This window comes from Hymenobacter pini, assembly GCF_020421205.1.
Classification (GTDB): Bacteria; Bacteroidota; Bacteroidia; order Cytophagales; family Hymenobacteraceae; genus Hymenobacter; species Hymenobacter pini.
Genome location: NZ_JAIZZH010000003.1, coordinates 139,156 through 153,045, shown reverse-complemented (window position 1 = coordinate 153,045; position 13,890 = coordinate 139,156). Strand labels below are relative to the sequence as shown.

The following is a 13,890-nucleotide window of genomic DNA, read 5'->3' as shown; positions in this document are numbered from 1 at the left end:
ACTTGCGTGTAAAGGTGGGAATAAATAAGGCAGCGGCCGAAAACAAATGCGGAGCGCACCCGACTGGGCAACGCTCCGCACAACTACTTCTACGAAGAGTAATTATACGCGTACCATCCAGCCGTGCTGATCGGCAGCCTCGCCACTCCGGATAGCTGCCAAGGCGGCTGACACCCGCTTAGAGAATGCATCAGCCGGAGCCGTAGGCAGCTCGAAATCCTGACCCTGGTAGCCAATTACGGCAATAGGGGCAATAGTAGCCGCCGTGCCTACGCCAAATGCTTCCTGCAGTGTGCCGTTTGCATGCGCCTCCAGAATCTCCAAGGCAGAGACCTTGCGCTCTTCAACAGGCATGCTCCAGTCCTGGGCCAACTGCAACACGCTGCGACGTGTGATGCCATCGAGGATGGACGTGCTGAGGGCAGGCGTTATCACCCGACCATCGATGACGAATACGGCATTCATAGTACCCGATTCCTCAACGTATTTGTGCTCGGAGGCATCCGTCCAGATGAGCTGGTTGTAGCCTTCCTGCTGGGCCAGTTTAGTAGGATACATGGCGGCACCGTAGTTGCCGGCATTTTTAGCGAAACCCGCACCACCCTCAGCCGAGCGCACAAATTTCTCCTCAAAACGCACCCTTAGCGGCTTGTTGTAATACAGGCCAACGGGGCAAGTAATAATCATGAAGCGGTACGAGTCGCTGGGGCGCACACCCAGCAGGCCGTCGGTAGCAAACATGAACGGCCGAATGTAGAGGGCACTGCCAGCAAAGCTAGGAACCCAATCCGCATCCAGCTGGATAAGCTGACGCAGACCTTGCATGAAGATTTCCTCCGGTACAGTAGGCATGCACATCCGCTCAGCTGAAGCGTTGAGGCGGTGCAGGTTGTCGAGGGGGCGGAAAAGGAAAATCTCACCTTCCTGGTTTTTGTAGGCCTTCAGCCCTTCAAAAATAGCCTGACCATAGTGCAGGGCCGAGTTAGCGGGGCTAACCGGCATGTCGCCATACGGAACGATTTGAGGCTCCTGCCACTCGCCGTCATGAAAATCAACGACGAGCATGTGGTCGGAGAAAGTTTTGCCAAAATCCAGGTTGTCGAAATCGACTTCGGGCAGGCGAGAAGCGTCCGTGCGCTTCGTAGCAATGGTGAATGCGTCAATCATGAGGAGTTGGGTGGGAGGGTAAAAAAGCAAGCACTACCCAAAATCCGTCATGCTCAAAAGGAATGCACGGAGGGGTGCCGGAACGGGTGGGGGAAGCAGACTAAGAACGGATAGGTAAAGGTGCGGAATTTCTTCCGAACACTTGTTAGTTTAGGATAGTGCCGGTGCTCAGAGGCGCGGCTCCCACTTTACTTCCTCGGCCTGCAGGTCGTGCGCCATCTGGCGGCTCAGTACAAACAGGTAATCGGAAAGGCGGTTGAGGTACATGACTACTAGCTCGGCCACGTAGGATTCTTCCTGCAGGTGAATGACCAGCCGCTCGGCGCGGCGGCACACGCAGCGGGCCACGTGCGCAAACGAAACGGCCTGGTGGCCGCCCGGTAGAATGAATACGCGCAGCTCGGGCAGGTCGGCATTCATGCGGTCCATTTCCTGTTCCAGCAACGTAATGTCCTCCGCGTGCAGATCCGGAATTTTCATTTTCGACTTGTCCGGGTCGGAGGCGAGGGAGGCACCGATGGTAAACAGGCGGTCCTGAATTTCCTTGAGCAAAGGCCGGCGAGCAATATTTACCTCTTGGTCGCGCACCAAACCGATGTAGGAGTTAAGCTCATCGACAGTACCGTAACACTCAATGCGCAGGCTGGATTTGGGCACGCGGGTACCCCCGATCAGAGACGTGAGGCCTTTGTCGCCGGTTTTGGTATAGATTTTCAAACGAAAAGCAGAATCAGAAATTGGAAAGCTATACTACCCGCGACGGGCCGAAATGTTCCTCGATGAGCTACTGCCCAGCCAACTGGTGCGTGGCCACGTCGTGGTTGATGAGGTCGGTTTCAATCAGTCCGTCGCGCAGGCGCACAATGCGGTGGGCGTGGCGGGCAATGTCCTCCTCGTGCGTAACCATGATGATGGTATTGCCGCGCACGTACAGGGCCTCAAACAGGTCCATGATTTCGTGGCTGGTGCGCGTATCGAGGGCCCCGGTGGGTTCGTCGGCCAAGATGATGCTGGGGTTATTTACCAACGCGCGGGCAATGGCCACGCGCTGACGCTGACCACCGGAAAGCTCATTGGGCTTGTGCATAGCACGCTCAGCCAAGCCTACGTTGCGCAAGGCCTCGCGGGCCATTTCCTGTCGCTCCGACTTACTGTAGCCGGCGTAAATCAGCGGCAGGGCTACGTTATCGAGGGCGGTGGCGCGGGGCAGCAGGTTGAACGACTGGAATACAAACCCGATTTCCTTGTTGCGTACATCCGCCAGCTGGTTATCCGTCATGTTGCTGACGTTTTTGCCATTGAGAATGTACTCTCCGCCCGATGGCGTATCCAGGCAACCCACAATGTTCATAAGCGTGGATTTGCCCGACCCGGAGGGCCCCATGAACGCCACGTATTCGCCGCGCTGAATGGTGATGGATACGGACTGGAGCGCGTGAATTTCCTCTGTCCCCATCCGGTAAACTTTGGAGATGTCGGTAGTTTGGATAACGGGAGGCAGCATATCCGAAAGGCCAGGGGTTAGTTCCAGGGAGCAGCGGAAGCAGCACGCGCCGCGCGCCGCGCCTCGTACTCTGTACGAAAGGTAGCGTAATCTGCGGGGGAAAGCAATGTGCCCAGGCGGTAGAGGGGCGACTGGGCGTACTCGGTGAGGCCTACAGGAATTGAGGCTAGCACGTAGGCTTTCAGCAGCGGGATAGAAGCAGGGTTATACTCAACGCCCCGCAGCAGTGTGTTGTAAGCGAGGTTGTCGTCGTGCTGCCGGGAATAGAAAGCGGCTGCCGCCACTAGGCCATCCTCCACGAAAGGGGCCTGCTGCACCAATTGGGCGTACAGGCTGGCCGCTTGCTTGGGCTGGTTGTCGGCCTCAGCCAAGGCTGCGCGGAAATACAGCAGTGGGAGTCGGTCGAAGCCCTCAAACCGGCCTTGCTGCACCAACTGGCGCAAAGCAGGCCACTGCTTGGTGCGAGTAAACACTTGACCCCGCACTACATTCCAGGGTGAGGCTTGGGCTGCCTGAACAGGTGGTGCCTGCTGCAAAACCTGTTGCACGGCTGCAAGCTGGTTCTGCTGCAGGGCCCGAGGCAATTGGGCCACTAGGGCAGCGGCACGCAGGGCTGGTGTGGTTATCTGCGAAGCCGCTGGCAATAGCTCTGCTGCCGGTAGCTCATCACCGCGTACAACTACATACTGGGCGCGGAGGGAATCGGAAGCTTGTGCATACTGCGCACGGAAGTCTGGCTCAAGCACCGTTACCAACTGGCGGGCTACCGGTCGGGTACTGGGTTCCGAAGCGAGCAAAGCTTGCTTGGCAACCTGGTAAGCAGAATCGGGCTGGTTGCTGAGGGCGAGGGCGGCTGCTTCGGGTAGGGCGGCAGTGGTTGAGCCGTTCTGGCGGGCTTCCTGCAGGCGTAGGGCGGCCGGAGCTGGCAGACCTTGCTCAAGCAGCCACATGCCCTGCAGCTGCTGGTAATAGGCCGCCGAGGCTTCGGAGCCCGCCGCCAACGGGGCGAGAGTAGCTTGGGCCGCTACGGGCTGGCCCCCGTGGTGCTGGGTGAAGGCTCGCAGAAACAACAACTGGTCGTGGTAGGCTTCATTGGCTGAGCGAGCCATCAACCGGGGCAGCACAGGCAGCAACGTCGTGTCGTGACGGATGGCCCGTCCCAGCGCATCGTGGTACAGATGCGCGAACCGGGTAGGCGTGAGTACACCAGCCGTATCAATAGGAGCAGAGGTGGCAGCAGGACGGCCCGAGAGTTGCGCCAGCAGCAGGGCGTTGCTGCGCAACGCATCATCAGTAGAACTGGCAGTTGCCTGAGCCAACTCCTGAGCCTGTGGCCATTGCTGTTGCCGGATAAGGTAAGCCAATTGATTGGCCTGGAGCACCGCGTCGTGGGGAGCAGCAGCTTCGGCGCGGGCCTGGTAAAACTCCGTAGAATCGGTGAGAGCAGAGCGGGAGTAGAGCTGGGCCAGGTCGCCGTTGAGGGCGGCACTGCCGGGAGTAGCTTTAAGTCCGTCGCGGAGTACAGCTAAGCGGTCCAAAAAATCACTGGGCTCATTGTACATCGACGCCAAGCGCAGCGAAATGCGCTCAGAAGGCCGACGGGCCAGTGCCCGGCGCAAAATGTTGATTTCGTTTTGGCGTTGTAGCCGGAAGCGGTACAGGGCCGCCCGGCCCAGGCTAGCCTTGTGATTATGCTGATCCAGTACGTCACTTTCGGCGTAGTAACGCTCGGCCAGCAGCGCCTGCGACATATCATCCGGCGTGAGTTCACTTTCCAGCCGGGCCAGGTCGCCAAGGTTGTTAAAGGAAGCCGCCTGTACCTGGTCGAGCAGATAGAAGTTATTACGCAGGGCTACCGCCAGCAGCGCGGCAATACCCACGGCGTACATGGCGTAGAACGGGAAGCGGCGGGGCTCGAACACTACCCGGTACACCGGCAGCTTCTGCCGCAGCAGCGGCGCAAAATTCAACAGTGTATAAAGCACGAAAACGGCCCCCACGCACAAAAACGCCAGTACCGTAAAGTCGCGGCCGGCTTGCAGCATGGGGTCGTTGGCAGTAGCCAGGGAATAGCCCAGCACCGCGGCCGCTAGCATCACCAGCACGCCATACACCACAGTGGCCTCCGGGAACGGCAGCCACTCCTGGTAGGTGCTGGCTCGCCGCCGTAAGCCTAAACCACCTACCACCACGGCCGGAATGAGCAGCACGTAGGGGTCGAGGTGCAAACCCGGCAGCAGCACGGTTTCACTTTGGTTGAGGTAGTACAGCAGCAATACGCTCAGGTACAAGCCGCTGGTCAGTAAAAAGGGCCACAAGCCAAACCGGCCAGCGGGCGTATCGGCCTGGGTGTTGAGCCACAACAGGCCGTGCACATTTTCAAAGGCTACCCACAGCACCAGCAGTGCAAATGCCACGGCGCCGCTGGCGGTGAAAAACGCTCCCAAGTGCAGCGCCGTTACGCTGGTATCATTGGGATTGTGCAGAAACAGCAAAGCACCCAGTCCGCCTACCAGCACCACAAACAACCCTAGGCGCGGCAGAAACTGAACATCGGGCCGGAAGGCGTGGAAGTAATAAGCCGGTCCGCCCAATACGGCCAAAGCCACCAGTAAAAAATACTGCTTCTGCACGTCGAAAATGCCCAGTAAATCGGCATTCAATGACATCAACAGGAAGATAACCATGGCCATGCCGGCAATGAATACCGGGCGCGCGGCGGCGCTAATGGCCGCCAGGAAATAGGCCAGAGCCACTCCCAGAAATGCCACCAACGCCAAAGCCGCATCGGGCCGCACGAAAGGGCCGGCCACGTCCCAGGTTTGCGTGACCAGGTAGCCGTTGGCCTGAATGGGCAGGCGGGCTACGCCAAGCGGAACTTGGGCTACGGTGGTAGGCACCGGCGTGAGCTGCGCTACCGGCCTGATGGGCAGCACCACATCCTCGGCAGTGGCGTAGTGCCAGCCTGCCAAGGCCACTGCCAGTACTGCGCAAAGGGCTAAAAGCGCCAGAGGGCCTCGCCACCAAGTGGGGCGGGCCAATGCTGCGGAGGGAGTGGAAACCGGCACCGGGCGCTATTCCAGTACTTTGGGTACGCGGAAATAATCGGAGTCCTTGCGCGGCGCATTGCTCAGACCGGCCTGGTGGCTCACGGTGTTCAACGGCTCATCGGCGCGCAGCACGTTGATTTCGTGCGAGAGGTGCACCAGTGGCTCCACGTTATCGGTGTTGAGCTGACGCAACTGGTCAACCCAATCCAGAATTTTATTCAGGTCGCCGAGCATCTGCTGCTCTTTGGTTTCGTCGAACTCAAGGCGGGCCAGATGGGCCAGGCCCCGCAGGGTATTCAGGTCGGTGCTCACGGGAAAATAGAAAGCTGAAAAGTCAAAAGTACGGAAAACAACTCCGGGCTTACACCGGCGTGGACTTGCGCGCTTCGGGTTGGGGGGCCGGCCGCCGCCACGTGCTGGCTTCCGGAACACCGCCGGCCTCGGGGCGCAGGGCACTGGCAATAACGGAAAAAGCCTGCTGTTTGAGTTGAGGCGCATCGGCAACCGTCAGGCCGGTGGTAGGAATAGGCTCGTGCACAATAATGGCCAGGGGCGAATAGCGCACCCGCAGGCCGCTAACATCGGGCATGAAGCGGTGGTTCAGCGGCATGGTGACGGGCACAATGGGCACCCCGGCCGCAATAGCCAGCAGAAAAGCTCCGTCTTTAAACGGGTCGAGCTGCTGACCCGGGTGCTTGCCAATGCGCCCTTCTGGAAAGATGATAACCGAGCGGCCCGCTTCCAGCGTCTGGCGGGCCTGCACCATGGCCCGGCCCCGGCTTACCGCGTTGGCGCGGTCAACGGTGATATACACGCTGCCGAAGATGGGACCCCACAGCGGAACCTCAGCCAACGAGCTTTTGCCCATGATGTTGAGCCAGCCCGGAATGGTGCGAAACAGCAGCGGAATATCAATGTAAGAGCTGTGGTTGGCAACGTACACGTATGGCTGCGTGGGCGAAAGAGGCTGTTTGCGCACGGTTTCCACGGGCACACCCCACATAAAGATGAATAACCGGGCCCACTGCCGGTTGAGGCCGTGCAGGTAGCGGTGCCACTGCGGCCGGCGGCTCAGCAGCCACTGCAGAGGGTACGTGAGCACGAAGGGCATGACAAACCAGAACGTAGCCCAGGTAGTATAGAGCCGATGGCCGATATAGCGAAACAGGCGCGACATACGCACAAAAATACAGCTGATGGAACGGAATGCGACGAAACCGGCCAAGTACAGGCGGCAAGTGTGAGGATACCGTGAACCGGTAAACTAGGACCAGAAGCCCTACAGCCCCAGAATACGGGCCGCTTTCAGCAAACCGGCCACGCTGATGGCATCGGTAATGCGCCCGTTCATCACCAGCTCCACGGCTTGGCTCAGCGGCAGTTTCCAGAGGCGCAGGTCCTCGGTTTCTTCGGGTTCAACTTCACCCTGCTCCAGCTCCTGCGCCAGAAATACGAAGCCCTCCTCGTCGGTGACGGAGTTGGAGGTGTGCAGGCGCATGATGTTGGTCCAGCGGCGGGCCAGCAGACCGGTTTCCTCTTTGAGCTCCCGTTGGGCCGAGGCGAGGATGTCCAGCTCCACGGGGCCGCCACCCATCGGAATTTCCCAGCTGTATTCGCTGAGCGTGTAGCGGTATTGCCCCACCAGCCAGGTATTGCCCTCCGCATCCACCGGAATGATGCCCAGCGCCTTGTTTTTCATCGATACCACTCCGTAGATACCGGGGTTACCGGCGGGGTTGGTTATCTGGTCTTCCCGTACCCGAATCCAGGGGTTCTGATACTTAATTTCCGATTGGTGGACTTGCCAAGGGTTGTGGTTCTCGTCGATTTCCGGGGCAACAAAGTTGTTCATAGAAGATAGGGCGTGATGTGGAACGAGCCGTGCAAAGGTAGGGCACAATGGCGGCTCCTTGATCGGGCACGCTATCCTAGACGGGCAGATGGCGTCATTGGCCGGGTATCTGGCATCATTGGCCCAATAAACCAGCGGGCTGGCTACTGGCCATGCTACCTTTGGCGTACTAAGTATTCAGCGCGTGTAGGGTTTATGGAAAGGAAGGCTTCTACCGCGCAGTGTTGGCCCTCGGCAAAAAGGAGTAGGGTGGATGAATGATATTTTGCCGAGCCAATGCGCCGGAAAAGGCCGCTGCCACGGGCAGCGGTTTTTTTATTGCCCAATGGCTACCAATAAGCCCGTCGGTTGTGCGAGCCCAAAATCCTGTAAGCTCTGCCGTCCAACCCTGAGCAAAACCGGTGCGTACCAACCACAAGGCAGTCGTTTACTTCCCGGCTGCTGCCTTGCTTTTATGGCCAATCAACCCAAAAACCAATCCTCGCAAGCTCAACCCGGAGACCCCCTGTTCAACCTGAAACATGCCGAAGCCGAGGCTGCCCTGGAGCAGAACACCGGCGGGCTGGGGCCCACTACCAACGAATATATTTCAACTGACGAAGACGAAAGCCTAGACGAAGGCCCACGCGACAAGCAAGGCTTCCGCCGGGGCGAGACGCCTTCCGCCGATGCTGGCTCAACGGCCGGCCGTCACTAGCCGCTTCAGAGAGCCATTTGTGGCCTGATTAGTTTTTCAACTCATAGTTCCACCAAAAAGCCTCTGCGGGTGCCACGGCCACCGCGGAGGCTTTTTGCCGTATGCAGGCCAGCTACGGGCGCGGCAATAACTGCCCGTGGACCGTACTTTTGCCAGTATGTTACGAGTTTCGCATACCGGCGAGCCCCTGGAGGCGGGCCTTGATGAAGCAGGCCGCGGCTGCCTAGCCGGCCCCGTGTTTGCGGCGGCCGTTATTCTGCCGCCCGATTTTGCCCCGCAGTACCTCAACGATTCCAAGCAGATGACGGCCCGGCGGCGGGAATTGGTGCGGGCTGAAATTTGCCAGGAGGCCGTGGCCTGGGCCGTGGCTGAAGCCTCGCCCGAGGAAATTGCCAGCATTAATATTGCCCAGGCCAGCTACCTAGCCATGCACCGCGCCGTGGCGCAACTGGGCACCCCGCCTACGCATTTATTGGTGGATGGCAACCGGTTTCGGGCTCACGCCACGCTGCCCCACACGTGCATTGTGGGCGGCGACGGGCTGTACCGCTCCATTGCGGCGGCCTCGGTGCTGGCCAAAACCTTCCGCGACGAGCGGATGACCGAGCTGGCGGCGCTGTACCCGCATTACGGCTGGGAGCAGAACGCTGGGTATCCTACGGCCCAGCACCGGGCTGCCATCCGGGAGTTCGGCCCCACCGAGCACCACCGGATGGGCTTCCGGCTGCTATAGCGGCACTGCCTCAGTGGCTTACATCGAACAAAGAGAAGGACCTTACCACGCGAGAACAAGCCGCCTATACGGCTCGTGCTGGCGTGGTAAGGTCCTTTGCTGTATTAAGTCTTACGCTGAAAGTGGAGCGCTACTCCTTCAGACGCAGCAAATCGAGGAATAGGCTGAAGCCATCTACCGAAGTGCCGCCTTCCCCAAAACTCTCGAAGCTCAGGGGTTTGATGATGTAGCCACTCACGGCTAGGTCCTGAGCTTTGAGCCGGTCGGTTTCCAGGTCGGAAGTGGTGGTGATAAACACGTTCAGACCCACAAAATCGGGGTCGGAGCGCAGCGTTTCCAGTAGTTCCAGGCCATTCATGCGGGGCATATTCAGGTCGAGCATAACCACGCTGGGTTTCGGAATCTGCTCCTGCCCGCCCTCGCCGCGCAGCATGTTTAGGGCCTCGCGGCCGTTACGGGCCACGTATAGAGGTACGGTTACGTTATGCTTGCGCAGCTCCCGCTGCACGTTCATAATATCCATCTGGTCATCTTCTACCAGAAGGATGCTGGGTTGGTCGGCTTCAGGGTTCATGGATGCTTACCGGGTAAAGGCCATCTGCGGCCGTCAGCTTATACGGCTATTAACGCAGGAGGGCGGATTTTGGCCGGGTCTTCTGCGGTTCCTCGTTGCGGCGCGGGGGCTCTTTGGGCCAGGTGAAGATGAAAGTAGCCCCCTGTCCCTCAGTAGATTCAACGTGGATAGAACCACCCTGGCGCTCCACAATTTTCTTTACAATAGCCAGTCCTACACCCGTGCTTTCCAGCGTGTCGCGCTCCGTTAGGGTCTGGAAAATCACAAAAATCCGCTCGTGGTACTCCGGGGCAATGCCGGGGCCATTATCCGCCACGGAAAACGTGTAGAACTTGGGGCCCTCCACGCAGCCAATGCGCACCACGCCGTGCTCCGGCTGGTGGTGGTACTTGGCCGCGTTGCTGATGAGGTTGGTAAACACTTGCTGCAGCTGCACCCGGTTGGTATGAATGGTGGGCAGGTAAAACGGCAGCTCTACCTCAAAGCCAGCCGGCAACTCCAACGATTCAATGATTTCGCGCAGGAGCTGGCGTACAAAAACGGCTTCATCGGCCTGGGGCACCCGGCCCACCCGGGCTAAGTCCAGAATGCCGGTAATGAGGTTTTCCATGCGCCGCACCCGGGTCCGCATCAGTTGCAGAAACTCCCGAATGTGGTCGGGCAGCTCCTGGCCCATGTCTTCCTCAATCCAGCGCGAGGCCGTTTCAATTCCCCGTAGCGGCGCTTTCAAATCGTGCGATACCACGTAGGCGAATTGGTCCAGTTCCTGGTTGCGGCGCTCCAGCTGCCGGATGTTGGTGTTGATGGTTTCAGTCATCACGTTCAGCGACTCCGACAATTTGGTTAGCTCGTCGCTGGCCGTATCCGGCGCCTGGGCCGTGTAGTCGCCGTTGGCAATGCGCTGGGCCTGCTGCACCATACCCCGGATGCGCCGCGAAAACAGCCGCACGATGTAGGCCGCGTACAGCAGCCCCAAGAAAATAGTTGTGAGGGTGATGGTAACGGAAAGGATGCGGGTTTCGCGGATGCTGCTCTGCAGTTTCATGCGCTGCTTCACCCGGATATCAGCCTCTTCCTGGTCGAAGACAGCAAACAGCACCCGAATCTGGTCCATCAGCTTTTTGCCGGTGAGGTCGGTGGTGAGGTTGCGGTGCTCCAGGCCATCGAGGCCGGTTTGGTTGGGGTTGCGCCGCAGGGCTTCCCGCTTTTCGCTAATCAATAAGTGCGAGTAGGCGGCCCACTGCTGAAACAGGTACTGGGCCCGCACCATCCGCTCGTACTGCGGGGTGCCCAGCGTCAGCTCGTTGCGCAGTTGCGCAAAACGGCCCAGCAGGTTTCGCTCGCCTTCGTAGTAAGGATCCAGCACCACCGCATTGCCAATGAGCAGGTAGCCCCGGAAGCCAGTTTCCATGTCGATGATGTTGCGCATGAGGGTGGTGGCCTCCCCCGTGATGCGCTGGGAGCGTTCCACCCGCTGGGAGTTGCGCAGCACAGCTCTCGACAACTGGTAGTTAATGGCCACTACTGCCGCAAACAGCACGGAAATAACCAGGAAGCCCGCAAATATTTTGGTAGAGAGCTTAAACTTCATGCAGAAACGGCAGCAGAGCAGGACACTTAACGCCCAGTACGGATTTTTTCCTCCAACGTACGGAGTAGCCGTATAATCTGGTCGGCGAGTTGATTGATTTCGGCCATCCCGCTAATGGCTTCGTCGCGCTGGCCACGCTGGACCATATCCATCAGGCGGTTGGCTTCCTGGTGAATCTGGTCGTGAACTTGGTCGAGTTGCTGGCTTTCGGGCAAGTGGGCGTAGCGGGCCAACAGGTATTGAGCAATCCACTGCCCGAAGGAGCACTGCTGCGGGTTACGGATGGGGGCTTCGGCCGTGCTGCTGCCGTACAGAAACGAGCGGAGCTTGGATTTAAAGTGCAGGTGCTTGATGCGGGCAGCGTCAAATTCCTGTTTCAGATCATCAATCATAAAGGAAGAATGGCTGGTAGCTGAGCAGGAGATGGCGGCAGAACTGCGCCGCCTGCCCTGGCAAAAGCTGAACCATTCTGGCAAAGATAACCGGAAAGCGGGGCGGTTGGCCGGGCATTATTGGCTACTTTCGCCCGGCCAACGAGGGGCGCTTCGGTGCCCGCCGCGCATTCACCTCCCAATCTCATTCCACCCCATGTCCGAGTCGCTCAAAACCGTTCCGCTCAATGATGTGCACCAGCAGCTGGGTGCCAAAATGGTGCCCTTCGCGGGCTACAACATGCCCGTGCGCTACTCCTCCGACCTGGAAGAGCACCACACCGTGCGCCGGGCCGTGGGCATCTTCGACGTGTCGCACATGGGCGAGTTCCGGGTGCGCGGCCCCCACGCCCTAAGCCTGATTCAGCGCGTAACCAGCAACGATGCCAGCAAGCTCACCCCCGGCAAAGCCCAGTACAGCTGCCTGCCCAACCAGCAGGGCGGTATCGTAGACGACCTGCTGGTGTACATGCTGGCCGAGGAAGACTACCTGCTGGTGGTTAACGCCTCCAACATTGAGAAGGACTGGGCCTGGATTCAGCAGTTCAACACCGAGGGCGCCGATATGCAGAACCTGTCGGATGAGATGAGCCTGTTTGCCGTGCAGGGCCCTAAGGCTACCGCCGCTCTGCAAAGCCTCACCGACGCCGACCTGTCGGCCATTCCCTACTACTCCTTCGTGCAAGGCACCTTCGCCGGTGCCCCCGACGTAATCATTTCGGCCACGGGCTACACCGGTGCGGGCGGCTTCGAACTGTACGTGCCCAACCAGTACGCCCAGCAGGTATGGGAAGCCGTCATGACGGCCGGCCAGCCCTACGGCCTCAAGCCCATCGGCCTGGGTGCCCGCGATACGCTGCGGCTGGAAATGGGCTACTGCCTCTACGGCAACGATATCACCGACACGACCTCGCCCCTGGAAGCCGGCCTGGGCTGGATTACCAAATTCACCAAGGACTTCACCAACTCCGAAAGCCTGAAGGCCCAGAAGGATGCCGGCGTGGAGCGCAAGCTGGTGGGCTTCCTGATGGACGGCCCCGGCATCCCGCGCAGCCACTACCCGCTGGTGAACGAGGCCGGCGAGGTAATTGGCGAAGTAACCAGCGGCACCCAGTCGCCGAGCCTGAGTAAGGGCGTGGGCCTGGGCTACGTGAAAACCGAGCTGAGCAAGCCCGGTAGCCAGATTTTTGTGCAGGTGCGCGGCAAAAATCTGCCCGCTACTGTTACCAAGCTCCCCTTCGTGCCCGGCACCGAGGAGGCGTAAACCTGAAACCAAACCCTAATACACCGTCATTCCGAGCAGAGCGAGGAATCTCGCGTGCTGATGTCAGAAAGTTACTTCTGCAACGTCAGCACGCGAGATTCCTCGCTCTGCTCGGAATGACGTTCTGTTTCCTAACCATCAGTTATGTCAGCTTCTCAACTCCCCTCCCTCGACGTGTGCTTCTCGCCCGAACTGCTGCCGCTGTACGACCTGCGCGGTAAAGTGGCCGTGGTGGTGGACGTGCTGCGGGCCACCAGTAGCATCGTCACGGCGCTGGCCCAGGGCGTTACGCATCTGGTGCCGTTCAGTGAGCTGGAGGCGTGCCGGGCCCAGGCCGCGGCTGGCTACCTCACCGCCGCCGAGCGGGACGGCCGCCAGGCCGAGGGCGTGGACCTGGGTAACTCGCCCTTCGGCTACCTCGATGGCGTGGTGCCCGTGCGGGGCCGGGCCGTGGCCATTACCACCACCAACGGCACCCGGGCGCTGCACCTCTCCGCCGCCGCCGATGAACTAGTGGTGGGCGCGTTCCTGAACCTCGGGGCCGTGGCCGACCACCTGCGCCGCCTGAACAAAGACGTGGTAGTGGTATGCGCCGGCTGGAAAGGCAAGTTCTGCCTCGAAGACACCCTGTTCGGCGGGGCCCTGGCCGCCCGTCTGCAAGCCGATTTCGACACCACCAGCTCCGACGCCACCCTGGCCGCCCTCGACCTGTGGCACGCTGCCGAGCCTGACCTGGCCGGCTACCTGCTCCAATCAGCCCACGTGCGCCGCCTCAACAGCCTCGAAGCCCACAAAGACATGGAGTTCTGCATCCGCCAGGACGAATACGACTTGGTGCCTGTGTTCGAAAACGGCCGCATCACGGCCTAATCACCGCATGTAGCAGAGCATGTAGCACACGCTTTAGCTTGTGCCGTGAACCGTCTTTTAATTCTTAGAGACAATAAAACAGGCTTGCCACACGGCAAGCCTGTTTTTATTGATAGCCCAATTTCTGAGCAGGATTCGGCGCCCGACACAAGCTGAA

General features: G+C 59.6%; 14 protein-coding genes. 4 read left to right on the top strand and 10 right to left on the bottom strand.

Annotation, left to right across the window (positions count from 1 at the left end; translation table 11 throughout):
• Positions 1-102: 102 nt before the first annotated feature.
• The 7 genes from LF252_RS11930 to LF252_RS11900 all read right to left on the bottom strand — a co-directional run bounded on the left by LF252_RS11930 (position 103) and on the right by LF252_RS11900 (position 7,573).
• Positions 103-1,167: a branched-chain amino acid aminotransferase gene (locus LF252_RS11930; protein WP_226269822.1), complete on the bottom strand. Its 1,065-nt coding sequence runs from the start codon at positions 1,165-1,167 to the stop codon at positions 103-105.
• Positions 1,168-1,335: 168 nt separating this feature from the next.
• Positions 1,336-1,884, bottom strand: a complete 549-nt coding sequence (locus LF252_RS11925; protein ID WP_226269821.1) for a cob(I)yrinic acid a,c-diamide adenosyltransferase — start codon at positions 1,882-1,884, stop codon at positions 1,336-1,338.
• 67 nt (positions 1,885-1,951) lie between these two features.
• Positions 1,952-2,671, bottom strand: a complete 720-nt coding sequence (locus tag LF252_RS11920) for an ABC transporter ATP-binding protein (RefSeq protein ID WP_226269820.1) — start codon at positions 2,669-2,671, stop codon at positions 1,952-1,954.
• Between the two features lie 17 nt (positions 2,672-2,688).
• Positions 2,689-5,643, bottom strand: a complete 2,955-nt coding sequence (locus LF252_RS11915; RefSeq protein WP_226269819.1) for a tetratricopeptide repeat protein — start codon at positions 5,641-5,643, stop codon at positions 2,689-2,691.
• A gap of 102 nt (positions 5,644-5,745) precedes the next feature.
• Positions 5,746-6,033 (bottom strand): Asp-tRNA(Asn)/Glu-tRNA(Gln) amidotransferase subunit GatC, encoded by a 288-nt coding sequence (gene gatC, locus LF252_RS11910; protein ID WP_226269818.1) that lies wholly within the window; start codon positions 6,031-6,033, stop codon positions 5,746-5,748.
• A 49-nt stretch (positions 6,034-6,082) separates the two neighbouring features.
• Complete coding sequence (locus tag LF252_RS11905; protein ID WP_226269817.1) at positions 6,083-6,898, bottom strand: lysophospholipid acyltransferase family protein; 816 nt, start codon at positions 6,896-6,898, stop codon at positions 6,083-6,085.
• Between the two features lie 102 nt (positions 6,899-7,000).
• Positions 7,001-7,573 carry an NUDIX domain-containing protein gene (locus LF252_RS11900; RefSeq protein WP_226269816.1) on the bottom strand — a complete coding sequence of 191 codons (573 nt, stop codon included), beginning with the start codon at positions 7,571-7,573 and terminating at the stop codon, positions 7,001-7,003.
• A 454-nt stretch (positions 7,574-8,027) separates the two neighbouring features.
• Between LF252_RS11900 and LF252_RS11895 the strand changes: the two genes are divergently transcribed.
• Both LF252_RS11895 and LF252_RS11890 read left to right on the top strand, forming a co-directional pair.
• Positions 8,028-8,270, top strand: a complete 243-nt coding sequence (locus LF252_RS11895; protein ID WP_226269815.1) for a hypothetical protein — start codon at positions 8,028-8,030, stop codon at positions 8,268-8,270.
• Positions 8,271-8,427: 157 nt separating this feature from the next.
• On the top strand, positions 8,428-9,003 hold the full coding sequence (locus tag LF252_RS11890) for a ribonuclease HII (RefSeq protein WP_226269814.1): 576 nt from the start codon (positions 8,428-8,430) through the stop codon (positions 9,001-9,003).
• Between the two features lie 130 nt (positions 9,004-9,133).
• Here LF252_RS11890 and LF252_RS11885 read toward each other — a convergent pair whose 3' ends face one another.
• Genes LF252_RS11885 through LF252_RS11875 form a run of 3 tightly spaced genes read right to left on the bottom strand, consistent with a single transcriptional unit; the run spans position 9,134 to position 11,560 of the window.
• Complete coding sequence (locus LF252_RS11885) at positions 9,134-9,577, bottom strand: response regulator (RefSeq protein ID WP_226269813.1); 444 nt, start codon at positions 9,575-9,577, stop codon at positions 9,134-9,136.
• Positions 9,578-9,626: 49 nt separating this feature from the next.
• Positions 9,627-11,168, bottom strand: coding sequence for a sensor histidine kinase (locus LF252_RS11880; RefSeq protein ID WP_226269812.1), 1,542 nt, complete (start codon positions 11,166-11,168; stop codon positions 9,627-9,629).
• Positions 11,169-11,194: 26 nt separating this feature from the next.
• Positions 11,195-11,560, bottom strand: coding sequence for a CZB domain-containing protein (locus LF252_RS11875; protein ID WP_226269811.1), 366 nt, complete (start codon positions 11,558-11,560; stop codon positions 11,195-11,197).
• Positions 11,561-11,756: 196 nt separating this feature from the next.
• Here LF252_RS11875 and gcvT point away from each other — a divergent pair, with 196 nt between their 5' ends.
• Both gcvT and LF252_RS11865 read left to right on the top strand, forming a co-directional pair.
• A complete protein-coding gene (gcvT, locus tag LF252_RS11870) occupies positions 11,757-12,863 on the top strand; it encodes a glycine cleavage system aminomethyltransferase GcvT (protein ID WP_226269810.1) in 1,107 nt (368 codons plus the stop codon).
• A 144-nt stretch (positions 12,864-13,007) separates the two neighbouring features.
• On the top strand, positions 13,008-13,733 hold the full coding sequence (locus LF252_RS11865; RefSeq protein WP_226269809.1) for a 2-phosphosulfolactate phosphatase: 726 nt from the start codon (positions 13,008-13,010) through the stop codon (positions 13,731-13,733).
• The last annotated feature ends 157 nt before the right edge of the window (positions 13,734-13,890 follow it).

Bases quoted from the DNA above. Each gene is read 5' to 3' on its own strand.
- LF252_RS11930 (WP_226269822.1), bottom strand. From the start codon at position 1,167: ATGATTGACGCATTCACCATTGCTACGAAGCGCACGGACGCTTCTCGC.
- LF252_RS11920 (WP_226269820.1), bottom strand. From the start codon at position 2,671: ATGCTGCCTCCCGTTATCCAAACTACCGACATCTCCAAAGTTTACCGG.
- LF252_RS11905 (WP_226269817.1), bottom strand. From the start codon at position 6,898: ATGTCGCGCCTGTTTCGCTATATCGGCCATCGGCTCTATACTACCTGG.
- LF252_RS11900 (WP_226269816.1), bottom strand. From the start codon at position 7,573: ATGAACAACTTTGTTGCCCCGGAAATCGACGAGAACCACAACCCTTGG.
- LF252_RS11895 (WP_226269815.1), top strand. From the start codon at position 8,028: ATGGCCAATCAACCCAAAAACCAATCCTCGCAAGCTCAACCCGGAGAC.
- LF252_RS11890 (WP_226269814.1), top strand. From the start codon at position 8,428: ATGTTACGAGTTTCGCATACCGGCGAGCCCCTGGAGGCGGGCCTTGAT.
- LF252_RS11885 (WP_226269813.1), bottom strand. From the start codon at position 9,577: ATGAACCCTGAAGCCGACCAACCCAGCATCCTTCTGGTAGAAGATGAC.
- LF252_RS11880 (WP_226269812.1), bottom strand. From the start codon at position 11,168: ATGAAGTTTAAGCTCTCTACCAAAATATTTGCGGGCTTCCTGGTTATT.
- LF252_RS11875 (WP_226269811.1), bottom strand. From the start codon at position 11,560: ATGATTGATGATCTGAAACAGGAATTTGACGCTGCCCGCATCAAGCAC.
- gcvT (WP_226269810.1), top strand. From the start codon at position 11,757: ATGTCCGAGTCGCTCAAAACCGTTCCGCTCAATGATGTGCACCAGCAG.
- LF252_RS11865 (WP_226269809.1), top strand. From the start codon at position 13,008: ATGTCAGCTTCTCAACTCCCCTCCCTCGACGTGTGCTTCTCGCCCGAA.